Here is a 26,057-nt window from a genome sequence, read left to right as displayed (position 1 = left end):
CTCGTAAGCCGCTTCTTCGCCGAAACGGAACCGTCTCGATTCAACCAGCTCAGATGCGCACGGTCATGAGTATCTGACAGCTCGTAATGGCGGCATCGATCTAAGCTACTGGCCATGACGCGCCGCAGACTCCGGTCGATCAAGATCGAGGGATACACGTCCATCCGCTCCGCGCAGGTCGAACTAGGCGACCTCAACGTTCTCGTCGGAGCCAACGGCGCGGGCAAGAGCAATTTCATATCCGCGTTCGCGCTGCTCGGCCGCATCGTTGACGAAGAGCTCAACCTGTTCGTCGGCCAGGCAGGCGGGGCCTCGACCCTCCTCCATGCCGGAGCCAAGGGGAAGGCGAAGATCCGATTGCAGCTGGACTTCGACTCCAACGGGTACGAAGCCGAGCTCATACCCGCTGCCCGTGATGAGCTGATCTTCGGCGAAGAGCGCGTCTGGTTCCGGGACGGCGGACACGCGACGCCCTTCGACACTTCACTGGGGCGAGGGCATCGTGAGACGCGATTGGGCACCGAGATGCCGCCTGGCGAGAAGATCTCCGTAGCTCACTCGGTCGTGGACCTGATGCGGGGCTGCCGCGTTTTTCACTTCCATGACACCACCAGGGGCGCTCCGGTGAAGCAGACCGGCTACGTCTCGGATGACCTCGCGCTTCGCCCGGACGCAGGGAACCTGGCCGCCGTCCTGCTACGTCTGCGGCAGACGGATCGCGCCGCCTATCTGCGGATCGTCGGCACCATAAAACAGGTCGCACCGTTCTTTCGGGACTTCGTCCTCGTCGAAGAGAACGGACGCCTGCGCTTGCGCTGGCGGCAGGAAGGATCGGATGTCGTGTTCCCCGCTGACGCGTTGTCCGACGGGACACTACGGTTCATCTGCCTGGCGACACTGTTGAGCCTGCCGGTCCTCCCCAACCTCGTCGTGCTCGACGAGCCCGAACTGGGCCTTCATCCGTACGCCATAGTGCAATTGGCCGAAATGCTCCGGGCGGCCAGCCGAGAGAGTCAGGTTCTCATCGCCACCCAATCCGTGACCCTGATGAACCAGTTCGAGGTGGAAGATCTCATCGTCGTCGAGCGAGCCGAAGGAGCGTCGGTGTTCGACCGTCCTGACCGCACTCGCCTGCACGACTGGCTTGCCGAGTACTCCTTGGGTGAGCTGTGGGAGAAGAACCTGCTGGGCGGCAGACCTCAAACCGAGGCGAGGTGAGCCTGATGCGCCGGCTCCACGTTCTCTGCGAGGGCCAGACGGAGGAGACGGTCGTCCGGGAGGTCCTTGCTCCGTACTTCGAGAACGCGGGGGCCTTCGTCACATGTTCGATCCACAAGACCAGGCGCCCGGCCGGTGGCCCGGCTCAAAGAGGTGGGCTATCCGGTTGGAACAGGATCGAGACGGAGATCCGGCTCCTGCTCCGCGACTCCTCTATCACCGTTCTGACCACCTTGTTCGATTACTACGGCCTTCCGTCGGATGTGCCCGGCATGGAGACGCGCCCGGCAGGCTCTCCGTACGACCGGGTGACTCATGTCGAGCGGGCAATGGCCGAAGCGATCGGCGACTCTCGTTTCGTGCCCCATCTCGTTCTGCACGAGATCGAGGCCTGGGTGCTCGTCGGCCACGCCGCACTGGGTGATCTCACCGGCGATGCCGTCCTTGCCAGGGACGCTCAGGAGATCGTCTCTCGTGCGCAAGGGGCGGAGTTCGTCAACGATGGCTTCGATACCGCTCCGTCGAAGCGGATCATCAGCCTGTACCCGCGCTACCGAAAACCTCCGACGGCCCGCTCGTCATATCGGAGATCGGCATGGACATGATCCGGAAAGCCTGCCCCCACGCCGATGCCCGACTCGCTGCCGTCCTCAGCGCCCTGATGCCTTCGGTGTGAACAGGCGTCCCGGCGTTCACCCGGCGGGAGGTGGGCCGGAGGGCGGTTCAGTGGTGTGGACGGGCTCGCGGGTGGGGGAGCGTGGGCCGGGCGGGGGTGGCCGCCCGGCTCGGCCCGGAGTGGCCCGTGTGGGGGCCTCGCCGGCGCGTCTCCTTCAGGGGGCGCGCGGGTGGTCAGCCGTTCGGCTGCCAGGGCGGGGTCTGGCCCCAGTTCCAACGTGGTACGTCTGCCGCGTCCACCGGCGGCGGGTTCTCACCGGAGTAGATCAGCGCCATGCGCGTTCCCCACTCGATGTAGTAGATGAACACCGCGCGGAACTCCGGGTCGGCGGGCAGGCCGACCTCGTCCGCGGTGTCCTGCAGCAGGCCGACCCAGCGGCGGCGCTGCTCCTCGGTGATGCCGCGGCCGAGGTGCATGCGCGCCATGTGCGGGTGGCCGCCGCGCTCGGCGGAGTAGGTCGAGGGGCCGCCGAAGACCTCGGCGAGCCACATGGCGACGTGCCGCGGGTGGCGCTGGTCCATGCCGGCGAAGACCGGTGCGAGGAGCGGGTCCTTGAGCACGTGGCCGTAGAAGACCTCGGTGAGGCGGTTCAGTGCCTCCTCGCCGCCCATCCAGTCGTAGATGGTGGGCGCGCCGGGCTTGCCGGACCCCTGCGCGAGCTGCTCGGTCACGGCTGCTCCCGTCCCGCGGCCTTTCCGGGGCCGGCGACGTCGGTGGTGAGGTAGTGCTGCATCTCCTCGATCGACTTCACGTACGGGCGGATCGCGCCGAAGAAGGCGGGGAAGTGCGGGCCGCGGCGGAAGCCCTGCAGGTGGTCCTCGACCGACGTCCAGCGGATGCGCAGGATGTAGCGGTCGGGCTCCTCCTGGCAGTGCGCCAGCTCGTAGTCGATGCACTCGGGTGCCGCGGCCAGCGACTCGGCGGCCCGGCGGTAGGCCTCCTCGAAGTCCTTCTGGTCGTCTAACGGGATGCGGTACCGGATGTACTCCACGGTCGTGGTCATGCTGTCACTCTCCCTGTGTTCCGGGGTGGTCGGAGCCGGCCTTCCCGCTTGTCGTTACCCATCTGGCAGGCCGCTCATGGGGGCCGCGAGCCCTCATGCGGCGGCGCGCCAGCTGTGTAATCATGTAAGCAAGAATACTCACGTACCTGCACCGGACAAGCGGAAAAGCCGGGGAAACGCGGAACGGCCTCAGCCCATCGACCGGTACCGGTGGATCAGCGAGATGGCCATCGCGCCCTCGCCGACACCGGAGGCGACCCGTTTGATCGAGTGGGCGCGCACGTCGCCGGCCGCGAAGACGCCGGGGACGCTGGTCTCCAGCGGGTAGGGGGCCCGTTCCAGGCTCCACTCCTCGGGCAGTTCGCCGCCGTTGGCGACCAGGTCGGAGCCGGTCAGGACGAAGCCGTGCTCGTCCCGCTCGACGATGCCGTCCAGCCAGTCGGTGTGCGGCCGGGCGCCGATGAAGGTGAACATGAACCGGCACGGCACCTCGGTGTCCTCGCCGGTGTCGGCGTCGTGCAGGACGATGTGCTCCAGGTGGTCGCCGCCGCGCAGTTCCCGCACCGTGGTCCGCACCCGGACCTCGATGTTCGGCGTGTTGTCGATCTCGTTGATCAGATACTGCGACATGCTCGCCGACAGCGACTTCGCGCGCACCAGGATCGTCACCTGGGCGGCGTACTTGGCGAAGTGCACCGCCGCCTGCCCGGCCGAGTTGGCGCCGCCGATGATGAAGACGTGCTGCGCGATGCACGCCGAACTCTCGGTGATGGCCGCGCCGTAGTACAGCCCGGCTCCCTCGAACCGCTCGGCGCCCGGCGCCTCCAGCCGGTTGTAGGAGACACCGGTGGCCAGCAGCACGGTCTCGGCGCTGATCTCGGTGCCGTCGGTCAGCGTCAGGACCTTCGCGGGGTCGGCCCGGGTCAGCGAGACGACCCCGATGGGGTGCAGGATCTCCGCGCCGAACCGCGAGGCCTGGATCGTCGCCCGCCGGGTGAGGTCGCCGCCGGACAGGCCGGAGGGGAAGCCGAGGTAGTTCTCGATCAGGCTGGAGGCGCCCGCCTGGCCGCCGGGGGCCCGCGAGTCCAGGATCAGCGTGCTCAGCCCCTCGGAGGCGGCGTACACGCCGGCGGCGAGCCCGGCGGGGCCGGCGCCCACGATGACGCACTCGTAGTGCGGCCGGGACGCCGTCGTCGTCAGGCCCAGCTGCTGGGCCAGTTCGGCGTCCGTCGGGGCCGTCAGCACGGTGCCGCCGGGGAACTGCACCAGCGGCAGCGGGGCGCCCGGGTGGTCGGCCAGGATCGGCTGGGCCTCCTGGTCGCGCTCCACGTTGAGGAACTTGAACGGCTGGCCGTTGCGGGTGAAGAAGTCGCGCACCGCGTGGGTGCCCGGCGCCACCAGGTGGCCGACGACCACGATCCCGTTGTACGGCGGACGGTAGTTGGCCAGCCAGTCCGACAGCAGGTCGTCCAGGATGGGGAACAGCCGCTCCTGCGGCGGGTCCCACGGCTTCATCAGGTAGTAGTCCAGGCGCACCTGGTTGATCGCGGTGATCGCCGCGTCGGTCTCGGCGTACGCCGTGAGCAGCACCCGGCGGGCGTCCGGGAAGCGGCTGACCGCGTCCAGCAGGAACTCGATGCCGGTGGTGTCGGGCATGCGCTGGTCGACCAGGAACAGCGCCGGGTCGTGGCCGCGCTCGTCCAGCGCGTCGAGGATCTTGTACGCGTCGGCCACGGAGGACGCGCCCAGCACGCGGTACCGGCTGCCGTAGGCGCTGCGCAGGTCGCGGCGCACCGCGCGCAGCACCTGCGGGTCGTCGTCGATGGCGAGGATCACCGGCTTGTGCGTCTCCTCGACGCTCTGGTCGGCGCCGGATCGCCTGTCGGGCAGGGAGGCGGTCTCTGTGGCGTCGTCGGTGGCGGTCATGAGCCGTCCACCCGCACCGGTGACCTTCGTCCTGCCGTGCTTACCCCAGGTCATGCCCTCTCCAGAATCAGTCGGTCGACGTAGCACCACAGCCATGACTCGCCCGGCTCGTGAGAGGCGGCGATCGCATGCCCTGTGGCATGGAAGTGCTTGGTCGCGTGCTGGTTCTTGGAGGAGTCACAGCAGCCGACGTGTCCGCAGCCGAGGCACATCCGCAGATGGACCCAGACGTCGCCGAGGGCCAGGCACTCCTGGCAGCCCTCGGTGCCGGCCGTCACCGGGTGTATCTGATCGAGGTGCGTACACCTGTTATTCATCGGAAGTCCTCCTGTGCGCGGTGGTCAGGGGCTTCGTGCGATGCGACACCTTCAACACCGTGGGGGGGTCGGAGATCATTCCTTTGATTCTCGCAGAGCCGGATGCTCTGGTCGCGGTCGCCGGCGGTTCCTCCGGATACTTCATGAGGTTCGGAGCTGACTTCTTGATGTCAAAGCTCTACCTCACGAAGTCTGGAAGCGATTCTCGACACCGGACCCCTAATCCCGCAGGGTGGGGTTGAAAACAAAGGCGGTACCAGGAGGGTAACCGTGAGCAAAAAGATTCTGATCATCGTATCCGAGCACGGATATTGGGCCGAAGAACTGATCGGCCCGGTATCGAAGTTCGACGAACGCGGTTATGAGGTCGTCTTCGCGACCCCCACCGGAGCGCGTGCCCGCGCCCTGCCGCCGAGCCTGGACGAGAACTACATCGACCCGCCGCTCGGCCGCAGCGTCACCTCGGCCGAGAACGCGCGGCTGGGCCGGGAGTTCGACGAGGGAACGCGGCTCGACAAGCCCCTCGACATCTCGTCCTGGGTGCCCGAGCGGCCCTACACCACAGACGCGGCGTACCTGCGCAAGCTGGAGCAGTACCACCGTGACCTGGAGCGGCTCGGCGAGGAGATCGCCGAGTACGACGCGCTGCTCATCGTGGGGGGCAGCGGCCCGATCGCCGACCTGGCCAACAACGAGCGGGTACACGGCCTGATCATGGCCTTCAAGGCGGCCGGCAAGCTGATCGGCGCCGAGTGCTACGGCGTCGCCTGCCTGGCGTTCGCCCGGGACTGGAACGACCGCAAGTCCATCATCTGGGGCAAGCACGTCACCGGTCACTGCAAGGAGTACGACTACAAGGACGGCACCGGGTTCCTCGGTACCGACTTCAACATGGGCCCGCCCCCGTACCCGCTGGAGTACATCCTCCGCGACGCCACGGGGCCGGACGGCGCGTATCACGGGAATTTCGGTCACCCGCTCTCCGTGATCGTGGACTATCCGTTCGTCACCGGGCGCTCGACGCCGGATTCGTACCTCACCGGCCAGAAGATGGTCGAGGCGCTCGAGGACGGCCTCACTCGTTACGGCTGGTAATACGGACGAAATCCGGAGGCAATCTAATGACGGCACGGCCGGGTAAAGAGAAACTGATCGAGCAATTCGCGGCGGACGGCCTGAACTTCATGTTCGGCAATCCGGGAACCGTGGAACAGGGATTTCTGGACGCCGTCGACAAGGCTTCGGGATTCGAGTACATCCTGTCGCTCCAGGAGACGGTGGCCGCCGGGATAGCCGACGGGTACGCGCGGGCCACCGGTGGGGCCGCGCTGCTGCAGCTGCACTCCGGCGTCGGGCTCGGCAACGGCATCGGCATGCTGTACCAGTCGATGCGCGGGCACACCCCGCTGGTCGTCGTCGCCGGTGACGCCGGCGTCCGGTACGACGCGATGGACGCGCAGATGGCGTCGGACCTGGTCGCGATGGCGCGCCCGGTCACCAAGTACGCCACCCGGGTCACCGACCCGGGGTCGGTGCTGCGGACGATCCGCCGCGCCGTGAAGATCGCGCTCACCCCGCCGCGCGGCCCGGTCTTCGTCGCACTGCCGATGGACGTCCTGGACGCGCCGAACACCGAGCCCGTCGTGCCCACGTCGGTGCCGCGGACCGACGCGGCTCCCTCGGACGCCGCGATCGGGCAGGCGGCGGAGCTGCTCGCCGGGGCGCGCCGGCCGCTGATCCTGGCCGGTGACGGGGTGAGCCTGGCCCACGCGCAGGCCGAGCTCACCGCCGTCGCCGAGCTGCTCGGCGCTGACGTGTGGGACGTGGACTACTCCGAGGTGATCACGGCGGCCTCGCATCCGCTGCACCGCGGAGCCACCGGCCACATGTTCGGCGGGCACAGCAAGGAGCTGGTGCAGGACGCCGACGGCGTCCTGATCGTCGGCACCTACGTGTTCCCCGAGGTGTTCCCCGAGCTGGGCAGCCCGTTCGCGGCGGACGCCAAGATCGTGCACATCGATCTGAACGCGTACGAGATCGCCAAGAACTTCCCGGTGGACCTCGGCATCGTCGCCGATCCCAAGGCCGCCCTGCGCGCGCTGCTCACCGCGCTGGACCGCCGGCTCGCACCGGAGTCGCGGGCCGCCGCGGCCGGGCGCCTGGCCGCGCGGCGGGCCGAACGCGACCGGGAGCGGGCGGAGTTCGCGGCCGCGTCGCACGACGGCACGGCGATCGAGGCGTTCCTGCACGCGCTCGCCGAGCAGACCGGCGGCGACCTCATCGTCTTCGACGAGGCGCTCACCAGCTCGCCGCTGGTCACCAAGTACCTCCCGCCGAACCGTCCCGGCGACTACCACGTCACCCGCGGCGGCTCCCTCGGCGTCGGCATCCCCGGCGCGGTCGGCGCCAAGCTGGCGCACCCGGACCGCACGGTCGTCGGCTTCACCGGCGACGGCGGCTCGATGTACACCTACCAGGCGCTGTGGACGGCCGCCCGGCACGGCATCGGCGCGAAGTTCGTGGTCTGCAACAACCACAAGTACCGGCTGCTGGACGACAACATCTCCGAGTACTGGAAGGAGCGCGACATCGCGCCGCACTCCTTCCCGCGCTCCTTCGACCTGTCGCACCCGGAGATCGACTTCGCCGGGCTCGCCCGCGCCCTCGGCGCCGACGGGATGCGGGTCGAGAAGCCCGTGCAGGCGGCCGAGGCGGTGCGCCGGATGCTCGACCACCAGGGTCCCTTCCTGATCGACCTGCAGATCTGAGTCCTCCTCGCGAGCGTCCGGCCGGCCGGCCGGTGTACCCCGCGAGCAACGAGCCGGCCGACCGGCAACCCCGACACCCATGACTAGGAGGGCCACCGCATGCCCAACGCGCAGAAGCAGAGGCTGACCGAGGACGCCATCGACACGTTCGCCAAGGACTGGTACGTGGCGCTCGACCAGCACATCCCGCTGGCCGACGTGCTGGCGATGCTCACCGAGGACATCGAGTTCAAGGTCCCGGAGGACACCTTCCTCGGGCATGACGGCTTCTCCGGCTGGTACGACGCCGTCACGCACCTGTTCTTCGACGAGGTGCACACCGTCACCAAGGTCGAGCCGGTCATCGAGGGCGACCGCGCGATCGTGCAGGTGATGGTCAACTGGCAGGCCAAGGTCTGGAAGGCGCCGGCCGCCAAGAGCGAGTGGCTGGGCTTCGACGCCGACCAGACCTGGATCGTCGTCGCCGGCGAGAAGGGCCCGCAGATCCAGAAGTACGTCGTGAACGCCCTGGACCCGATGCCCGGCTCGGGCTCCCTCTAGCAGACCGAAAGGCGACGTCGATGACCAAGGTGACACGGGAACGCGTCGAGGCGGCCTACCGGGCGCTCGGCTCCGGCGACCGCGACAAGATCGTCGAGTACTACGCCGAGGACCTGCGCTGGCTGGTCCCCGGCAACCACCCGCTGGCCGGCTGGTACGAGTCCCTGGACGCCTTCCTGGACCTGATGGCCCGGGCCGGCAAGCTCACCGGCGGCAGCTTCACCATGGACCGCGAAGTGATCATGGTGGGCGACGACTGCTCGGCGGACGTGTGCCGCAACCGCGGCCTGCGCGCGGGCGCCCCGGAGGACAGCCGGTCGCCGTACGAGCGGATGGACTACATGGTCTTCCACTTCATGCGCTGGCGCGACGGCCGGATCGTCGAGGGGCACGACGGCCTGTTCGGCGACGACGCCACGCTCTTCAGCCAGTTCTGGGCGCCCTTCGCGCCCGACGGGACCCGGATCGCGGACTGACCGCACGCCCTGAGTGCGGAGATGGGACAGATATATGGACACCCGTGAGGTGCTGACCAAGTACTACGAGTACGCCAACGCCGGCGACTGGAACCGCTGGTGCGACCTGTTCGCCGAGGACCAGGTCATGGACGAGCAGCTCGCCGGGCACATCGAGGGGCTGAGCAAGCTCCGCTCGATGATGGCCGGCATGGGCGACATGTACCGCGTCTTCAAGAACGAGCCGGTGCACTTCATCGTCGACGCCGATGGCGAGAAGGCGGCCGCCGTGTCGCACCTCACCGCCGTGAGCGCGGGCTCCGGGAAGGCCATCGAGGCCGAGGTCATGAACTTCTTCCGGATCGTCGACGGCAAGATCGTTTACATGGCGAACTACCACGACACGGTGCCCTTCCAGGTGCTGTCGCAGGTCTGAGGGAGCCCCTGATGACGGAACCCGAGAGCGAGTACGACTACATCGTCGTCGGCGCAGGAGCGGCGGGCGGTGTCCTGGCCAACCGGCTGTCGGAGGACCCCGGCGCCACGGTGCTGGTCCTGGAGGCGGGCGGCAACCGCATCCCCCCGGAGGTCGACGACCCGTCGTCCTGGTACAAGCTGCTGGGCGGCCCGATCGACTGGGGCTACACCAGCGTGCCGCAGCCCGGCCTCGACGGCCGTTCGACCTACGAGCCGCGCGGCAAGGCCCCCGGTGGCAGCAGCAACCTGTACATCATGATGCACATCCGGGGCCACGCCTCGGACTTCGACAACTGGGCCTACCAGGGCGCCGCCGGCTGGGGTTACCAGGACGTGCTGCCGTACTTCGCGCTCATGGAGGCGCAGGAGGACGTCACCGCGGCGACCACCGGGACCAAGGGGCCGCAGCGCATCACCAACGCGGGCGCGCACGCCCCCAACCCGGTGTCGCGGGTCTTCATCGACGCGGCCGTCGAGCTCGGCCACCAGGAGATCGCCGACTTCAACATCGACGGCCCGAACCGCGGGCTGTTCGGCACCGGGTGGCACCACATCGACGTGGCCGAGGGCAAGCGGCAGGGCTCGCTCGCCGCCTACCTGGAGCCCGCGCTGACCCGCCGCAACGTGACCCTGCGGACCAGCGCGCAGGCCACCCGGCTGCTGTTCGACGGGGACACCTGCGTCGGCGTCGAGTACGAGCAGACCGCCGACCCCGGTGACATTCCGGGCCGGACGGTGAACGGCGCGGCCGGCGCCCCCGGCAGGCACACCGTCCGGGCGCGCCGCGAGGTCATCGTGGCCGGCGGCGCCATCGAGTCGCCGAAGCTGCTGCTGCTGTCGGGCATCGGCGACCCCGACCGGCTGCGGGAGTTCGGCATCCCGGTGACGGCCGCGGTGCCCGGCGTGGGGGAGAACTTCCACAACCACGTGCTGACCGGGCTGATGGCCGAGGTCTCGCAGGAGCTGCCGCCGCCCACGCAGAACCTCTCCGAGAGCGCGCTGTTCCTGGCCTCCCAGCCGGGGCTGCCCGCGCCGGACCTGCAGATCGCGTTCGTGCACGTGCCGTTCGACGTGATCGTCGGGCAGAGCCACCCGAACACGGTGAGCATCCTGCCCGGTGTCGTGCGGCCGGTCTCCCGCGGCTGGATCCGGCTGGCGAGCGCCGACCCGCTGGCCCGGCCGCTGATCAACCCGAACTACCTGGGCGACCGCTGGGACCTGGAGCGCATGGTCCAGGGCGTCAAGATCGCCCGGGACATCTTCGGCACCTCCGCGTTCTCCCCCTGGTACAAGCAGGAGCTCCAGCCGGGGCCGGGCGTGGTGAGCGACGACGAGCTGCGCGCCTTCGTCAAGCAGAAGTCCGAGAGCTACCACCACCAGGCGGGCTCGTGCCGCATGGGCATCGACGACATGTCGGTCGTCGACCCCGCGCTGCGGGTGCACGGCGTGCGCAACCTGCGCGTCGTCGACGCCAGCGTCATGCCGACGGTGCCGTCCGGCAACTGCCACGCCGCCATCGTGATGATCGCCGAGCGGGCCGCCGACCTCATCCAGGGAGTGTCTCGTGTCTGATGTGGTGCTGCGCGAAGGGCAGCTTTCCGGCCTGCGGCTCGCGGTCCTGATCGAGAGCGACTTCTACGAGCCCGAGATCGCCTACTACCAGCGCAGGTTCGCCGAGGAGGGCGCCGAGGTCGACTTCCTGACCCGGCTGTGGGGCAACGACTCCATCACCTTCCTCGGGCACGAGTACCGCGCCCCGTTCGTCGCGCACCAGAGCTTCGAGGGCCTGACCGACGAGCAGCTGCGCGAGTACGCCGCCGTGATCGTGCCCTCCGGCATGGTCTCCGACCGGCTGCGCTACACCGAGGACGTCGACAAGCTCGCCCCGGCGACCGACTTCCTGCGCCGCGCGTTCGAGGAGCCCACGGTGCTCAAGGGCATCATCTGCCACGGCATGTGGCTGGCCGCCTCGATCCCCGACAAGATCCGCGGCCGCAAGGTCGTCTGCCACAACAACCTCGTCGGGGACGTGCGCAACATGGGCGCCGAATACGTCGACCAGGATGTCGTGGTGGACGGCGGTGATCTCGTCACCGGCCGCTCGGGAGCCCACCACCACCTGTTCGCCCGCAAGGTCATCGAGCTGCTGGCGGCCAGGGCCGGCCGGGGCGGTGCCTGATGCACTGGTCGCACGTGGGGCTGAACTGCAAGGACCAGAAGACCACCGAAGAGTTCTACACCCGTCTGTTCGGCTTCGCCCGCGCGCGGGTCGTCGAACTGGGCGACTCGGAGATCGTTTTCCTGCGCAAGGACGCGGCGTACCTGGAGCTGTTCCCCGCCGCCGGGGCCACGACGGCCGCGGTGAACGACGGACCCGGACAGGCCGGCGTCATGCGCCACCTCGCCTTCCAGACCGACAGCGTCGACGCGTTCCTGGCCGAGCTGGGCGACGAGGCCGACATCACCCTCGGGCCGCTCGACTTCGACGACTACATCTGCGGCTGGCGCACCGTCTGGGTGCGCGACCCCGACGGTGTGATCGTCGAGGTGAGCCAGGGATTCGAAGACGACGGCAGACACGACAAGGACGGTGCCTGACATGGCCAAGGACATGAGCTTCACCTTCTCCGACACGATCGCCGGATACATCGACCACTTCGACTCCTCCCGGCGCGTGCTGCAGCTGCACACCGCCGACGACCGCAAGTTCGAGGTGTCGCTGGCCGGCGGCCCGAGCGCCGAGCTGGTGCGCAACCTCGAAGAGCCCTACATCGACGCCTCGAGCCACATCGACGAGATGCTCTCGCCGGGCCGGTTCCTGTTCGCCTACGGCGTCCACTACCCCGAGAACGAGGCGCGGTTCGAGGCCAAGCGGCTGGTCTTCCTGGGCCGCGGCGCCGAGGACTACCGCTTCGAGGAGGGCGGCTGGTGGGTCAAGCAGATCGAGTCCCTCGCCGACTTCTACAAGCGGGCGCAGTTCGGTGACGGGCCGGTCGACTTCGCCGAGTACCGCACCCAGCTCCGGCTCGGCGGCGACAAGACCGCCAGCCACGTCCAGGAGACCGACACCATCTCCCGGCTGGTCTACGGCATGGCGTCGGCGTACCTGCTGACCGGCAAGGACGAGTACCTGGAGGTCGCCGAGCGCGGCACCGAGTACCTGCGCAAGCACATGCGGGTCGTGGACTCCGAAGAGGACGTCACCTACTGGTACCACGGCATCCGGGTCGACGGGGACAGCGAGCGCAAGCTGTTCACCTCGGAGTTCTCCGACGACTACGACGCGATCCCGATGTACGAGCAGATCTACGCGCTCGCCGGGCCGATCCAGACCTACCGGATCACCGGCGACGTCCGGATCAAGAACGACGCCGACGCCACCGTGCGGCTGTTCGACAAGTTCTTCTACGACGCGGAGCTGGGCGGCTACTACTCGCACATCGACCCGATCCTGTTCAGCGCCTCCCACGAGTCGCTGGGCGAGAACCGCGAGCGCAAGAACTGGAACTCGGTCGGCGACCACGCCCCGGCGTACCTGATCAACCTGTACCTGGCGACCGGCGACCAGAAGTACGCCGACTTCCTGGAGTACACCTTCGACACCATCGCCGAGCGGTTCCCGGACTACAAGAACAGCCCGTTCGTCCAGGAGCGCTTCTTCCGCGACTGGTCGCACGACACCGCCCACAGCTGGCAGCAGAACCGCGCCGTCGTCGGCCACAACCTCAAGATCGCCTGGAACCTGATGCGGATGAACTCGCTGAAGGCCAAGCCGGCGTACGAGGAGCTGGCCCGCCAGATCGGCCAGCTGATGCCCGAGGTCGGCAGCGACCAGCAGCGCGGCGGCTGGTACGACGTCGTCGAGCGGCTGAAGGCCGAGGGCGAGGAGCACTTCCGCTTCGCCTGGCACGACCGCAAGGCCTGGTGGCAGCAGGAGCAGGCGATCCTCGCCTACCTCATCCTGTTCGGCACCGTCGGCGGCGAGGACTTCCTGCGTGAGGCGCGCCAGGCCGAGTCGTTCTACAACGCCTTCTTCCTCGACCACGACGAGGGAGCGGTCTACTTCAACGTCCTGGCCAGCGGCACTCCGTACCTGCTGGGCACCGAGCGGCTCAAGGGCAGCCACTCGATGTCGATGTACCACTCGGCCGAGCTGTGCTACCTGGCCGCGGTGTACAACAACCTGCTCATCAACGGGCAGGACATGGACTTCCACTTCAAGCCCGACCCCTCCGACCTGCCCGGCCGGATCCTGCGGGTCTCGCCGGACCTGCTGCCGGCCGGCTCGGTCAAGATCGCGTCCGTCGAGATCGACGGACAGGAGCACACCGAGTTCGACGCCGACGCCCTCACCGTGACGCTGCCCGACGTGAGCGAGCGGGTCAAGGTCAAGGTCCGGCTGCACCCGGTGACCTCGGGGAAGGAAAACCGATGACTCTTGCTCTCAGCGAGCGGCGCACCAAGGCCGCCACGGTGGTCGCGCTCACCGGCGAGATCAGCAGCGCCACCTCCGGCGAGCTGCTCGAGCGGCTGATGCCGCTGGTGCGCGCCGGGAAGACCATCAAGATCGACCTCAGCTCCGTCGGCTACATCTCCAGCGCGGGCCTGCGCACCCTGCTCGTCGTCTACCGCGAGTCCCAGCACTCCGGCGCCACGGTGACGCTGAGCGGAGTGGGGGAGGAGCTGCGGTTCGTGATGTCGGTCACCGGCTTCATGGACTTCTTCGAGACCGACGAGCCGGCCCGGTCCGAGCAGCGCCGGCGGGTCGCGACATGACCGCGACCTCCCTGGAGACGATGCGCCGCATCGACGCCTACCCCACCCACCAGGTGGGCGGGTACGGCGTCCGCGCCGGCCGTCCCTACCCGTACGGGGCGTGGGTGGTGCCGGGCGGCGTCAACTTCGCGGTCTTCTCCGACGAGGCGACGTCGATGACCCTGGTGCTGTTCGAGCGGGGCGCGGCCGAGCCGATGGCGGAGCTGGAGTTCCCCGCGGCGTTCCGCACGGGCTGCGTGTTCGCGATGACCGTGTTCGGCCTCGACCACGAGAACATCGAGTACGGCTACCGCGCCGACGGCCCGTTCAACCCGGTCTCCGGGCACCGCTTCGACCCGCGGCAGATCCTCAGCGACCCCTATGCCCGGCTGATCTCCGGCCGGGACGTGTGGGGCACCGAGCCCAACTGGGACGACCCCTACCCGTACCGCTCGCGGGTCTGCCTGGAGGACTTCGACTGGAGCGGCGACGCCCCGCCCGGCATCCCCGCCGAGGACCTGGTCATCTACGAGACCCACGTCCGCGGCTTCACCCGCCACCCCTCCTCCGGGGTGACGGCGCCGGGCACCTTCGCCGGGCTGCGGGAGAAGATCCCCTACCTGCGGGACCTGGGCGTCAACTGCATCGAGCTGCTGCCCATCTTCGAGTTCGACGAGACCGACAACCCCCGTACCGACCCGGCCACCGGACGTCGGCTGCACGACTACTGGGGCTACAACACCGTCTCGTTCTTCGCCCCCAAGGCGGGGTACGCGGCGACCGGCCGGTACGGGATGCAGGGCGACGAGTTCCGCACCCTGGTCAAGGACCTGCACGCGGCCGGCATCGAGGTCATCCTCGACGTGGTGTTCAACCACACCGCCGAGGGCAACGAGCAGGGGCCGACGATCTCCTTCAAGGGGCTCGGCAACTCCACGTACTACATGCTCACCCCCGAGGGGTACTACTTCAACTTCAGCGGGACCGGCAACACCGTCAACTGCAACCACCCCGTCGTGCGGCAGTACGTCCTGGACTGCCTGCGCCACTGGGTGGCCGACTACCACGTCGACGGGTTCCGGTTCGACCTGGCCGCGATCCTCGGCCGGGACCTGGACGGCACCCCGCTGCCCAACCCCCCGCTGCTCGAACTGCTGGCCCACGACCCCGTGCTGCGGCACACCAAGCTGATCGCCGAGGCGTGGGACGCGGCCGGGCTGTACGAGGTCGGCAGCTTCCCCGCCTACGGCCGCTGGGCGGAGTGGAACGGGAAGTACCGCGACACCGTGCGCCGCTTCCTGAAGGGCGACTCCGGCGTGGTCGGCGAGCTGGCCACCCGGGTCGCCGGGTCGCCGGACCTGTACGCGGGCCGCGGCACCACCGCGTCCATCAACTTCCTCACCGCGCACGACGGGTTCACCCTCGCCGACATGGTCTCCTACAACGACAAGCACAACGAGGCCAACGGCGAGAACAACAACGACGGCGCGAACGACAACAACAGCTGGAACCACGGCGCCGAGGGGCCGACCGACGACCCCGAGATCAATGCGCTGCGGATGCGGCAGATGAAGAACGCCATGGCGATCCTGCTCACCAGCCAGGGCGTTCCGATGATCCTCGCCGGCGACGAGGTCGGCCGCACCCAGCAGGGCAACAACAACACCTACTGCCAGGACAACGAGCTCTCCTGGATGGACTGGGAGTCGGTCCGGACCAACGCCGAACTGCTGCGGTTCACCCGGGCGATGATCGCCTTCCGTCACGCGCACCCCGAGCTGCGCACCACCCAGCACCCCACCGGGATGCAGGTGCCGACCACCGGGCTTCCCGACATCAGCTGGCACGGCGAGCGTGCCTGGGACGCCGACTGGTCGGACGAGAGCCGGCTGCTGGCCGTGATGCGCAGCGGCACCGGCGACGAGGACGTCGTCTACGTCGCGATGAACGCGCACTGGGACGCGCACGACCTCCAGTTGCCCGGCCTGCCCGGCGGCCGCACCTGGCACCTGTTCGCCGATACCGGGGCCGCAGCGCCCTACGACCTGCACCAGCCAGGTGCGGAGACCCCGTTGGAGAACCCCGGCAGCTACCTGATCGGGCCGCGCTCGGTCGTGGTCCTGGTCGGCCGGGAGTCCGCCCCTCACGAGCAAGGAACCTGACATGCCGCTTTCCGTATCGCTTTCCGTCGACGGTGACATCTCGGTGATCGAGCTCATCGGCGAACTGGACGCCCACACCGCTCCCGAGTTCCACGAGAGCATCGAGAAGGCCGCCGCGCACGGCACCGCCATCGTCGAGATCCGCATGCACGAGGTCGCGTACATGGCCAGTGCCGGGCTGCGCTCGCTGGTCTTCGCCCAGCAGAAGGTCGTCGACGGCGTCACCATCCGGGTCGTCGGCGCCAGCGAGCCGGTCTCCCGGACCATCCGGACCGCAGGACTGGACCGCAGCATTGTGCTGGCCGATGAGTAAGCTGGCCCAGCTGGCCGAGCGGGCACCCGAGCTCCGGGTGCCCGCCAGGCTCGGGGCCCTGGACGACATCGCCCGGTACGTGCTGGCCCTGGCCGGCCGGGCGCGTCTCGACGGGAACACCGCCTACCGGCTGCGGCTCGCGGTGGACGAGATCACCACCAACGTCGTGATGCACGGCTACCGCGGCGGGCCCGGCGAGATCGTGCTGCGCGGCGGCTGTGACGCCGACCGCGTCTGGGTGCGGATCGAGGACGGCGCACCGCCCTTCGACCCGCGCGACGGCCGCCTCGACCCGGCCCCCGACGTCCCCATCGAACAGCGGCGGGTGGGTGGCCTCGGTGTCCACCTCGCGCTGATCAGCGTGGACGAGTTCAGCTACGCCTATCTGGACGGCCGCAACATCAGCATGCTCGCGGTCCGTACCGGGCCCGGACCATCGACGGTCGGCGAGTCCGGGCGCCTTTGAGAACAGGACAGCCATATGGCCACTACCACGGTGATAATCGTCGACGAGCGCCCACCCCCTCCGCAGGACCTGCTCGACGCCATGGAAAGCGTCGACGCCACCGTGACCCGCCGGACCATCACCCAGTTACGCGAGGGGCCGGTGACGGGGCTGCCCTCGGCCGACGTGCTCATGGCATCGGCCCGGTGCGAGCCCGCCGTGGTACGGGACGTGGTTCTGCGCCTGCAGGGTCGGCACGGCGCACCGGTCGTCGTGGTGTACGCGGTGCGGGACTTCGAGGGCCTTGAGGGCCACGTACGCTTCGGCCACGACTACCTGGTCCCGCCCTTCCTGCCCGCCCTGGTCCGGGCCCGGTTGCACGGCTGCTCCGAACGCGCCGAGCTCGGCCGCCGGGTCCGGGAGGTCGAGGCCCACGACGAATACATCCGCAACGAACGGGAACTGGAGATCGGCCGCGAGATCCAGGCCGGTTTCCTGCCCGAACAGCTTCCGGTGCCGGCGGGCTGGGAGATCGACGTGCTGTTCCGGCCGGCGCTCCAGGTCTCCGGCGACTTCTATGACGTGTTCGAGCTGGCGCACCGCCGGCGGCTCGCCCTCGTGGTGGCCGACGTGTGCGACAAGGGTGTCGGCTCCGCGCTGTTCATGGCGCTGATCCGCAGCCTGCTGCGGCACACGGCGGAGAACAGCGGCCTGCAGCACCTGGTCGCCACGCCGCACGCGCCGGACGCCGAACGCTCCGGCCCTCCCGTTGTGGGGGCCACGCCGCTGCTCAACGCGGTCACCGCGACCAATCGGTACCTGACCCGCAACCATCTGCGCCAAGGCTACTTCGCGACGATGTTCTTCAGCGTCCTGGACCCGGCAACGGGCAGGCTCGTCTATATCAACGGGGGCCACAACCCGCCGCTGCTGCTCGACGCCGACGGCGGCGAGCCGACTCCGCTGGAGGTCACCGGCCCCGCCGTCGGCGTGCTGCCGGACACCGCCTACGCTCTCGGCTACGCCCAGCTCAATCCCGGCGACACCCTGTTCGTCTACACCGACGGGGTGCCCGAGGCGCGCTGCCCGGACGGGCGGTTCCTCGGCGACGACCGGATGCTCGAACTGGTCTCCGGACCCGCCTCACGCGGCCGCGACGTCCTCGCGCGCGTCGACTCGGCGGTCCGGGAGTTCACCGGTGACGGCGAACAGCACGACGACGTCACCATGCTCACCCTGCACCGGCCGTCGTCCGTGCGCCGGGCCCCCGTCACCACGGCGGTGGCCTGATGACGCACACCGTGGTCATGCACTCGCACCGGGGCGGCACCGGCAAGTCGACGATGCTCGCCAACATGGCCCTGCTGATGGCGGCCGAGGGCCGGCGGGTCGCCCTCATCGACACCGACATCCAGTCGCCGGCCCTGGACGTGCTGTTCAGGCTGCCGCACGGCGAGTGCTCGCTCACCGACTACCTGATGGGCAGCTGCGAGATCGAGGACGCCACGCACCAGGTGAGCCCGGAGGGGGTGTACCTGGTCCCCGCGCGCACCGACGCGTCCTCACTGGGCCAGATCATGACCAGGGGATACGACGTGGGGCTGCTGCCGGAGGCGTTCAGCCGGCTCGGAGACCTCTACGACCTGGACGTCCTGCTGGTGGACACGCACGCGGGACTCAACAACGAGACGGTCACCTCGATGGCCAGCGCCGACGTCCTGGCGACCGCCCTGCGGGTGGACCGCGTGGACCTGGCGGGTGCCGATGAGATCGTGCCGCTCGCCTGGCAGCTGGCCTGCCGGCGGGCCTTGGTGATCAGCATGGCCCCGGAGGGGGCCGACGCGGAACAGGCGCGAAAAAGGGCCGAGCGCGTGTACGGCGCGCCCACGGTCGGAGTTCTGCCGTACGTCGCGGAACTGGCGGCACTCGGCGGAAATCAGATATTCGCGGAGGCTCACCCCGGCCATCCCCTGATGGCGGAATTCCGGGAGATCATTTCCGCACTGGTCTAGCGGAGCACGGGAAGCGCAGGAAACGGGAAACCAGATGGCATCAATTCCAGCAATCGCCCTGGCCGGGGGTCAGGGCCTGCGGGCCCGGCCGATCACTCTCAATTCCGCCGACTATCTCAAAAGCAAAGCGGCCATGCAGTTGGCGGGGCACACGCTCATCGAATGGGCGGTCACGACGCTCAGGAGTCAGGGCGTGCACCAGTACTACGTCGTCGCCAACGGCCGGGAGAACCGGGCCCAGACCAAGGCGATCCTGGCGCACGGCGAGCAGCACGACGTCACGGTGCGTTACTCGCGGACCCGGTTCGACCGGGACAACACCGGCAGTGGCGAGTCCACGCTGCGTTGCCTCGAATACTGGGACCTGACCGGCCTCGCGCTGGTCTTCCCGACCGACTCCGTCTTCGACTTCGACCTCGACGCCATGGTCCGGGCGCACCGCGACGCCCGGGCCGACATCACCGTCGCCACCGTGCCACGCCCCGGATCGGAGGCCGCGGGCAAGTACGGAGTGCTGAAACTCGGCATGCACGGCCTGGTGCGCGAGTTCCTGGAGAAGCCGTCACTGGACCTCATCCGGTCCACCACCTGGGGCGGCGCCGACGACCCTGTGCACACCAACGCCGGGATGTACCTGATCGACTGCGACCGGCTGCGGATGGCCGCCCGGGAGCCGGAACTCGCCGCGCTCGCCCGGCGGCGCCTGGACTGGGGCGGCGATCTGCTGCCCTACCTGGTGCGCAGAGGACACCGGGTCCTGGCCCACCCCATCGCGCGCTTCGGCGACCTCGGCAGCCCGCGTGACTATCTGGAGACGCTCAAGGACGTCCTGCTGGACCGCTATCCGCTGCTGGCCGGGCCGCTCGGTCACCCGGCAGGCCCCGGGCCGTGCCATCGCATCCACGAGTCGAGCCTGGAGATGAAGGACCAGGTCAGCGGGCGCACCCTGGCCGAGAAGATCGAGGACGGCAGTGTGCGCATCGGGCCGGGCGTGCGCATCGGCCGCGACGTGGAGATCGGGCCGGGCGTCATGATCGCCGAGTCCGACATCGGGGACGGTGTGGACATCGGCGAGTGCAGCAGGCTGCGCGGCGTGGCCTGCGGCGACCACAGCATCATCGGTCCCGGCGCGCACCTGACCGACGTCTTCCTCGGCTCCATGGTCGACGTGCGCTCCACCCTCCAGCGGCCCGTGGTGCTGGACGACTACTGTGCGCTCGGCGACGAGGTGCGGGTGGGCCCCGGCACCCGGCTACGCGGGGTCAGCGCCTTCCCCCGCATGGACATCGGCGGGCACGCGCGCATCCCGCACGGCGCGAGCCTGTCCGGCGTACGCGACCTGTTGCGCTGGCTGTGACCGCCGCCCGGCCGGCCCGCGGGTGATAAACGCACCTCAGACCGGCCGGCGGCGCCGATTACGCCGGGCATTCAAACCAACCCGAACCGGCCTCCCATGCCGCACGGCAACGTAGGTGACGAAGTATCGGGCGGCCGACCAATAACCCTCGAAAAAACCGGTACGGCGTGGTCGAATCAAAGCACGCCGGACCGAAACACACCGGCATCGCAATTCGCGAAGGGAAGAACAGTCGTGAAGATACTCGTCGTCATGACCGCCAAGGCCACGCTTCATCTCCTGGACGGTGAGCAGCACCCGTCCGGCTTCTGGGCCGAGGAGTTCGTCGTCCCTTACCAGATCTTCGAAAAGGCCGGCTACGTCGTGGACGTCGCCACCATCGGCGGCAAGACGCCGACCGTGGACCAGACCAGCATTGATCCGCAGTTCCTGCAGTGGGTCCGCCCGCAGGGCTCGCCGGACGACGACGCGGTCAACGCCGCGGAATATGTGCGTGTGGTCGAGAACACGCCGCAGTTGAACAAGCCGCTCGCCCTGGAGAGCCTCACCGAGGAGGACATCGCCGGTTACGACGGCCTGTACGTCAGCGGTGGCCACGGCGCCATCGGCGACCTGCCCAAGTCCGACGAGCTGGCGCAGATCCTGCGCTGGTGGCTGGCGAGCGGCAAGCCGCTCGCGACGGTCTGCCACGGCCACACCTCGCTCCTCGCGCTGCGCGACGGTGAGGGCCACTGGCCGCTGGAGGGCTACCGGATGACCGCGTTCTCGCACAGCGAGGAGCTCGTCACCAACATGGCCGGCCGGCTGCCCCTCATCCTGGAGGTGGAGCTGACCCGCCTCGGCGCCAAGTACGAGAAGGCCGACGCCATCTGGGACTCGCACGTCGTGGTCGACCGGAACCTGACCACCGGCCAGAACCCGTACTCCTCCAAGGCGCTCGCCGAGACCTTCCTGAAGCAGCTCAGCGCGGCGTAGGGAACGGCCGGCGCGGGAACGCCGGCCCGGCCGCCGTCACCGCGCGCCATCTGTGCATTCACGACCTGACCGGGACCTAGGAAAAACGAATCGGCCACCGTCGCCCCGGCGGTGCGGCGGGCCGATGCGGTGACCACGTCGGGGAATTCCGGTCATAAGTGTTCCTCATAGCAGATACATCACGATCGAGGTGCTGGGCGGATGAAAACGGGAATCATCGGTGCCGGCCGCATCGGCGCCACACTGGCCCGATTGCTGGTGGCCGCGGGGCACCAGGTCAGGCTGGCGAACGCGAGCGGCCCCGGGCGGCTCGCCCCGCTCCTTGCCGAACTCGGCTCCGCGGCGTCCGCGGGCACCCCCGAAGAGGCGGTGGAGCAGGCGGAACTGCTGGTGCTGATGGTCCCGTTCGGCAGCGCCGCGGAGTTGCTGCCCCCGTCCGCCGTGGAGGGAAAACTCCTGGTGGACGCGATGAACGCCTTCGCGGGTGGCGGCAGGCCACTGGATCTCGGCGGCCTCGGCTCCAGCGAGGTCATCGCCGAGCGGTACCCCGGTGCGCGCCTGGTGAAGTCGCTCAACACCATGCACTTCCAAACCCTCGCCACGGCGGGACGCGCCGCCACGGACCCCGGAGAACGACTGGCGCATTATGTCGCCGGTGACGACAGGGAAGCCAAGGAAACGGTTTCCACGGTCATCTCCGAATTGGGATTCGCGTCGATCGACACGGGTTCGCTGCGCACTGGTGGACGGCTTCAGGAGCCTGGCGGACCGCTTTTCAATATACCGCTGACCGAGCGGCAGGCCCATGCCGTACTCGGATTCTGAAAGACCCTTCGCAGGTCAGAAAAGGCGTGGTCATGAAGATATCCCTGCAGGTGAACGGGGCGCCGGCGGACGTCGAAGCCGAGCCCAACGAACTACTCGTCGAAACGCTCAGGGACGGCCTGGGGCTCACCGGCACCAAGGTCGGCTGTGACACCGGCCAGTGCGGGACGTGCGTCGTGCAGCTCGACGGCAAATCCGTGAAGAGCTGCCTGCTGCTCACCGCGCAGGCCGAAGGCTCCGAGGTCACCACGATCGAAGGGGTCGGCGAGGGCCGTGAACTGACCGACCTGCAGGAGGCGCTGCGGGCCGAGCACGGCACCCAGTGCGGCTTCTGCACCCCGGGCATGGTCATGTCCCTGAGCGAGCTCGTCGCCGACGAGAACGCCGCGCCCAGCGAGCCCGAGATCCGTGAATGGCTCACCGGCAACCTGTGCCGCTGCACCGGCTACCACAGCGTCGTCCGTGGCGTGCAGCGCGCCTGCGCCATGCGGACGGCCGACACAGCGGCCGCCGCCACGGCGGCGAAGGAGTAATGACGCCATGACCATCGCGGAGACCACCTCCCTCCTGGGCCAGCCCATCGACATCCGTGAGGACGAGCAGCTCCTGCGCGGTGAGGCCACCTACGTGGCCGACCTGCGCCTGCCCGGCATGGCGCACATGGCCATCCTCGGCAGCGAGCACGCGCACGCCCGCATCAACGGCATCGACACCTCCGCCGCCGCGGCCATGCCCGGCGTGCTGAAGGTCGCCACCGCGGCCGACTTCGCCGGCGTCATGCCGCTGCCGTGCATCTGGATCCCCGGCGGCGTCGAGAGCCACTTCCCGCCGCACCCCTACGGCCTGCCCGGCTCCCGCCCTGTGCTGTCCGGCGACGTCGTCCGGCACGTCGGCGACCCGATCGCCGTGGTCGTCGCCGAGACCCCCAAGCAGGCCGCGGCCGCGGTGAAGGCGATCGTCGTCGACTACGAGCCGCTCCCCGTCGTCACCCGCGCCGACCGGGCGATCGAGGACGGCGCCCCGCAGTTGCACGAGGCCGTGCCGAACAACCTCAACGCCTACTGGACCTGCGGCGACAAGGAGCGCACCGACCGCAACCTCGCCGAGGCCGAGGTCGTCGTCGAGCTCGACCTGGTCAACCAGCGCACCATCAACAGCCCGATGGAGCCGCGCGGCGCCGTCGGCCACTACGACCAGGCGACCGGCGACTACACGCTCTACGCCTCCACGCAGGGCCCGCACAACCACCGGTTCCTGCTGGCCGCGCTGGTCCTCGGCATCCCGTTCAACAAGCTGCGGGTGGTCGCGCCGACCGTCGGCGGCAGCTTCGGCACCAAGGGCTACCTCTACCCGGACATGCCGCTGGTGCTGCTGCTGTCCAAGGAGCTGAACCGGCCGGTGAAGTGGGTGGACACCCGCACCGGGCTGATGAACTCCACGGTGCAGGGCCGCGACCACCGCCAGCACGTCGTGCTCGGCGGCACCCGCGACGGCCGGATCACCGCCGTCCGCTGCACCAGCTACGCCAACCTCGGCGCCTACCCCTCCACCATCGGCCCCGGTGTCGCCACCGCCCTGATGGGCCGCAGCATCACCGGCATGTACGACGTCGACGCGGCGTTCTGCGAGGTGTACGCGGCGTTCACCAACACCGTCTCGCTGGGCGCGCAGCGCGGAAGCGGCCGCGCGGAGGCCGCGTTCCTGATGGAGCGGCTCGTCGACAAGTACGCCACCGAGATCGGCGTGGACCCGGCCGCGGTGCGCCGGCAGAACCTGGTGCCCGCCACCAAGTTCCCCTACGACAACGGCCTCGGCTGGACCTACGACTCCGGCAACTACCAGGAGAACTTCGAGAAGGCCCTGGAGATGGCCGGGTACGCCGACATGGCGGGGCGCAAGGCCGAGGCCCGCGGGCGCGGCAAGCGGCTGGGCGTGGGCATCGCGACCTACGTCGCCATCTGCGGCGTCGGCCCCTCCACCCGGATGTCCCAGGAGGGCATGCTGGGCGGCACCTGGGAGAGCTGCAACATCCGCGTCCACCCGACCGGCGAGGTCGCCGTCACCGTCGGCTCGGCCTCCACCGGGCAGAGCCACGAGACCATCTTCGCCCAGGTCGCCGCCGACCAGCTCGGCATCGACCCGGCCACGGTGCGCGTCTACGAGGCCGACACGCTCAAGGCCCCCTACGGCCAGGGCACCTACGGCAGCCGTTCCTACAGCATGGCCGGCCCGGCGATCGCGCTCACCGCGCAGAAGATCAAGGACAAGATGTGCCGGGCCGGGGCGGCGATGTTCAAGGTCCCGGAGGACAAGGTCGTCTACGCCAACGGCAAGATCTTCGCCGAGGGCGACGAGGAGAACGGCAAGACGTTCGCCGAGATGGCCATGGCCATGTGGTACCACTGGTACCTCCCGCAGGACATCGAGCCGGCCCTGGACGAGACCACCCACTTCGACCCGCCGGACTTCAACTACCCGTTCGGCACGCACGTCGCGGTCGTGGAGATCGACGAGCTCACCGGCGAGACCGAGGTCGTCGCCTACACCGCCGTCGACGACGCCGGCAACATCGGCAACCCGAAGATCGTCGAGGGCCAGATCGAGGGCAGCATCACCCACGGCCTCGGCCAGGTCCTCATGGAGGCGGCCGAGTACGACGACGAGGGCCACCTGATCACCTCCGACCTGCGGACCTACGCCCTGCCCCGGGCCGCCGACGTGCCGTTCTTCCAGCTCGGCAAGACGGTCACGCCGACGCCGCACAACCCGCTCGGCGCCAAGGGCGCCGGTGAGATCGCCACCGTGCCGCCGGCCGCCGCGGTCGCCAACGCCGTCGTCGACGCGCTGTCCGACCTCGGCGTCCAGCACATCGACATGCCGATCACGCCGGAGAAGGTGTGGCGCGCGCTGAACGGGACGTCAGGAGCAGCCCAGTGATCCTCACCGACTTCGACTACGTCAAGCCCGGCACGCTCGGCGAGGCCGTCGCCCTGCTGGCGGCCGAGGGGAGCCGCGTCCTCGCGGGCGGGCAGTCCCTCCTGGTCGACCTGCGCACCGGGGACGGCACCGCGACCCGGCTGGTGGACATCCGCGGCATCGCCGCCCTGCGCGGCGTCCGCCGCGAGGGCGAGGGGCGGCTGCACATCGGCGCCCTCACGACGCTCGCGGAACTGGCCGCCGACCCGCTGGTCCGCGCCGGGGCCCCCGCCCTCGCCGAGGCCGCGCGCGCCAACGGCGACCCGCAGGTGCGCAACCTCGGCACCCTCGGCGGCAACCTCGCCGCCACCGGGCGCGCCACCGACCTGCCCGTCGCCGTGATCGCCGCCGACGCGACGATCAACCTGGCCGGGCGCGGCGGCCAGGAGACCCTGACCGCCGACGCGTACGCCACCCGCGGGCTGCCCGCCGGGGCCGTCATCACCTCCATCGAGGTGCCGGTGCGCGAGCACCGGCACCACAGCGCCTTCGAGAAGACCGCCGACCGGGCCACCCGCTACCCGCTGTGCGCGGTGGCGGTCCGGGCGGCGTACGCCGGCGACGGCACGGCCGCCGACCTGCGGATCGCCGTCACCGGCGCCACGGCCCGCGTGCAGCGTCTGCGCGGCGTTGAGGAGCTGCTGCTCGGCGGCCCGACCGGCACCGGCGAGGTGCTGGCCGCCTTCCGCGCCCAGCCGCGGGACATGTTCGTCCCCGGCCGCGGGGCCTCGGCCGAGTACCTGGGCCATCTGGCCGGTGTGCTCACGGCACGGGCCCTGGCCAGGGCCGCCGCCCGCTAGTTCGGGTCGCGGCTCTCCGGGGGCCGGCGCCGGTCCCGCGCCGGCCCCCGGACATCC

The 26,057-nt window shown here is 69.4% G+C and carries 27 protein-coding genes; 23 read left to right on the top strand and 4 right to left on the bottom strand.

What is annotated here, in order from left to right; genetic code table 11:
• Positions 1-114: 114 nt before the first annotated feature.
• Together IEY93_RS01535 and IEY93_RS01530 are read left to right on the top strand one after the other, a co-directional pair.
• On the top strand, positions 115-1,218 hold the full coding sequence (locus tag IEY93_RS01535; RefSeq protein ID WP_189161084.1) for an AAA family ATPase: 1,104 nt from the start codon (positions 115-117) through the stop codon (positions 1,216-1,218).
• Positions 1,219-1,223: 5 nt separating this feature from the next.
• On the top strand, positions 1,224-1,823 hold the full coding sequence (locus IEY93_RS01530; protein ID WP_229690776.1) for a DUF4276 family protein: 600 nt from the start codon (positions 1,224-1,226) through the stop codon (positions 1,821-1,823).
• A gap of 244 nt (positions 1,824-2,067) precedes the next feature.
• Here the strand turns inward: IEY93_RS01530 and IEY93_RS01525 are convergent, their stop codons facing one another.
• The 4 genes from IEY93_RS01525 to IEY93_RS01510 form a co-directional block, all read right to left on the bottom strand.
• Positions 2,068-2,565 carry a group II truncated hemoglobin gene (locus tag IEY93_RS01525; protein ID WP_229690764.1) on the bottom strand — a complete coding sequence of 166 codons (498 nt, stop codon included), beginning with the start codon at positions 2,563-2,565 and terminating at the stop codon, positions 2,068-2,070.
• Entirely contained in the window at positions 2,562-2,897 is a 336-nt protein-coding gene (locus tag IEY93_RS01520) for a putative quinol monooxygenase (protein WP_189161083.1), read from the bottom strand. Before IEY93_RS01520 ends, IEY93_RS01525 begins: the two co-directional genes overlap by 4 nt.
• Positions 2,898-3,086: 189 nt before the next feature.
• A complete protein-coding gene (locus IEY93_RS01515; RefSeq protein WP_229690763.1) occupies positions 3,087-4,877 on the bottom strand; it encodes an FAD-dependent oxidoreductase in 1,791 nt (596 codons plus the stop codon).
• Entirely contained in the window at positions 4,874-5,101 is a 228-nt protein-coding gene (locus IEY93_RS01510) for a UBP-type zinc finger domain-containing protein (RefSeq protein WP_229690762.1), read from the bottom strand. Before IEY93_RS01510 ends, IEY93_RS01515 begins: the two co-directional genes overlap by 4 nt.
• 309 nt (positions 5,102-5,410) lie before the next feature.
• Between IEY93_RS01510 and IEY93_RS01505 the strand changes: the two genes are divergently transcribed.
• The 21 genes from IEY93_RS01505 (at position 5,411) to IEY93_RS01405 (ending at position 26,000) form a co-directional block, all read left to right on the top strand.
• Entirely contained in the window at positions 5,411-6,235 is an 825-nt protein-coding gene (locus IEY93_RS01505) for a type 1 glutamine amidotransferase domain-containing protein (protein ID WP_189161081.1), read from the top strand.
• Positions 6,236-6,261: 26 nt separating this feature from the next.
• Positions 6,262-7,908 carry a thiamine pyrophosphate-binding protein gene (locus IEY93_RS01500; protein WP_189161080.1) on the top strand — a complete coding sequence of 549 codons (1,647 nt, stop codon included), beginning with the start codon at positions 6,262-6,264 and terminating at the stop codon, positions 7,906-7,908.
• A 99-nt stretch (positions 7,909-8,007) separates the two neighbouring features.
• Complete coding sequence (locus IEY93_RS01495; protein WP_189161079.1) at positions 8,008-8,448, top strand: nuclear transport factor 2 family protein; 441 nt, start codon at positions 8,008-8,010, stop codon at positions 8,446-8,448.
• Between the two features lie 20 nt (positions 8,449-8,468).
• Positions 8,469-8,924: a nuclear transport factor 2 family protein gene (locus tag IEY93_RS01490; RefSeq protein ID WP_189161078.1), complete on the top strand. Its 456-nt coding sequence runs from the start codon at positions 8,469-8,471 to the stop codon at positions 8,922-8,924.
• A gap of 34 nt (positions 8,925-8,958) precedes the next feature.
• Positions 8,959-9,339, top strand: a complete 381-nt coding sequence (locus IEY93_RS01485) for a nuclear transport factor 2 family protein (RefSeq protein ID WP_189161077.1) — start codon at positions 8,959-8,961, stop codon at positions 9,337-9,339.
• 11 nt (positions 9,340-9,350) lie between these two features.
• Entirely contained in the window at positions 9,351-10,952 is a 1,602-nt protein-coding gene (locus IEY93_RS01480) for a GMC family oxidoreductase (RefSeq protein WP_189161076.1), read from the top strand.
• Complete coding sequence (locus tag IEY93_RS01475) at positions 10,945-11,559, top strand: DJ-1/PfpI family protein (protein WP_189161075.1); 615 nt, start codon at positions 10,945-10,947, stop codon at positions 11,557-11,559. Before IEY93_RS01480 ends, IEY93_RS01475 begins: the two co-directional genes overlap by 8 nt.
• A complete protein-coding gene (locus IEY93_RS01470) occupies positions 11,559-11,978 on the top strand; it encodes a VOC family protein (protein ID WP_189161074.1) in 420 nt (139 codons plus the stop codon). Before IEY93_RS01475 ends, IEY93_RS01470 begins: the two co-directional genes overlap by 1 nt.
• A 1-nt stretch (position 11,979) precedes the next feature.
• Positions 11,980-13,815 (top strand): AGE family epimerase/isomerase, encoded by a 1,836-nt coding sequence (locus tag IEY93_RS01465; protein ID WP_189161073.1) that lies wholly within the window; start codon positions 11,980-11,982, stop codon positions 13,813-13,815.
• On the top strand, positions 13,812-14,156 hold the full coding sequence (locus tag IEY93_RS01460; RefSeq protein WP_189161072.1) for an STAS domain-containing protein: 345 nt from the start codon (positions 13,812-13,814) through the stop codon (positions 14,154-14,156). Before IEY93_RS01465 ends, IEY93_RS01460 begins: the two co-directional genes overlap by 4 nt.
• Positions 14,153-16,297 (top strand): glycogen debranching protein GlgX, encoded by a 2,145-nt coding sequence (gene glgX, locus IEY93_RS01455; RefSeq protein ID WP_203967897.1) that lies wholly within the window; start codon positions 14,153-14,155, stop codon positions 16,295-16,297. The genes IEY93_RS01460 and glgX overlap by 4 nt, the downstream gene beginning before the upstream one ends.
• Position 16,298: 1 nt before the next feature.
• Complete coding sequence (locus IEY93_RS01450; protein ID WP_189161071.1) at positions 16,299-16,610, top strand: STAS domain-containing protein; 312 nt, start codon at positions 16,299-16,301, stop codon at positions 16,608-16,610.
• Positions 16,603-17,076, top strand: a complete 474-nt coding sequence (locus tag IEY93_RS01445; protein ID WP_189161070.1) for an ATP-binding protein — start codon at positions 16,603-16,605, stop codon at positions 17,074-17,076. Before IEY93_RS01450 ends, IEY93_RS01445 begins: the two co-directional genes overlap by 8 nt.
• A 15-nt stretch (positions 17,077-17,091) precedes the next feature.
• Positions 17,092-18,345 (top strand): PP2C family protein-serine/threonine phosphatase, encoded by a 1,254-nt coding sequence (locus IEY93_RS01440; RefSeq protein ID WP_189161069.1) that lies wholly within the window; start codon positions 17,092-17,094, stop codon positions 18,343-18,345.
• Positions 18,345-19,067, top strand: coding sequence for a MinD/ParA family ATP-binding protein (locus IEY93_RS01435; RefSeq protein WP_189161068.1), 723 nt, complete (start codon positions 18,345-18,347; stop codon positions 19,065-19,067). The genes IEY93_RS01440 and IEY93_RS01435 overlap by 1 nt, the downstream gene beginning before the upstream one ends.
• Positions 19,068-19,101: 34 nt before the next feature.
• The gene (locus IEY93_RS01430) at positions 19,102-20,424 is read left to right on the top strand and encodes a nucleotidyltransferase family protein (protein WP_189161067.1); all 1,323 of its coding nucleotides are present in this window, start codon (positions 19,102-19,104) and stop codon (positions 20,422-20,424) included.
• A gap of 234 nt (positions 20,425-20,658) precedes the next feature.
• Positions 20,659-21,399 carry a type 1 glutamine amidotransferase domain-containing protein gene (locus IEY93_RS01425; protein WP_189161066.1) on the top strand — a complete coding sequence of 247 codons (741 nt, stop codon included), beginning with the start codon at positions 20,659-20,661 and terminating at the stop codon, positions 21,397-21,399.
• Positions 21,400-21,600: 201 nt separating this feature from the next.
• The gene (locus tag IEY93_RS01420; RefSeq protein ID WP_189161065.1) at positions 21,601-22,224 is read left to right on the top strand and encodes an NADPH-dependent F420 reductase; all 624 of its coding nucleotides are present in this window, start codon (positions 21,601-21,603) and stop codon (positions 22,222-22,224) included.
• A gap of 32 nt (positions 22,225-22,256) precedes the next feature.
• Complete coding sequence (locus tag IEY93_RS01415; RefSeq protein ID WP_189161064.1) at positions 22,257-22,757, top strand: (2Fe-2S)-binding protein; 501 nt, start codon at positions 22,257-22,259, stop codon at positions 22,755-22,757.
• A 7-nt stretch (positions 22,758-22,764) separates the two neighbouring features.
• Positions 22,765-25,161, top strand: a complete 2,397-nt coding sequence (locus IEY93_RS01410) for a xanthine dehydrogenase family protein molybdopterin-binding subunit (protein ID WP_189161063.1) — start codon at positions 22,765-22,767, stop codon at positions 25,159-25,161.
• Positions 25,158-26,000 carry an FAD binding domain-containing protein gene (locus tag IEY93_RS01405; RefSeq protein ID WP_189161062.1) on the top strand — a complete coding sequence of 281 codons (843 nt, stop codon included), beginning with the start codon at positions 25,158-25,160 and terminating at the stop codon, positions 25,998-26,000. The genes IEY93_RS01410 and IEY93_RS01405 overlap by 4 nt, the downstream gene beginning before the upstream one ends.
• The last annotated feature ends 57 nt before the right edge of the window (positions 26,001-26,057 follow it).

Origin of the sequence: Sphaerisporangium melleum, assembly GCF_014646695.1 — a bacterium.
In the GTDB taxonomy this organism is placed as follows: domain Bacteria; phylum Actinomycetota; class Actinomycetes; order Streptosporangiales; family Streptosporangiaceae; genus Sphaerisporangium; species Sphaerisporangium melleum.
The sequence above is the reverse complement of the archived record's forward strand: the minus strand, read 5'-3'. Positions and strand labels throughout refer to the sequence as shown.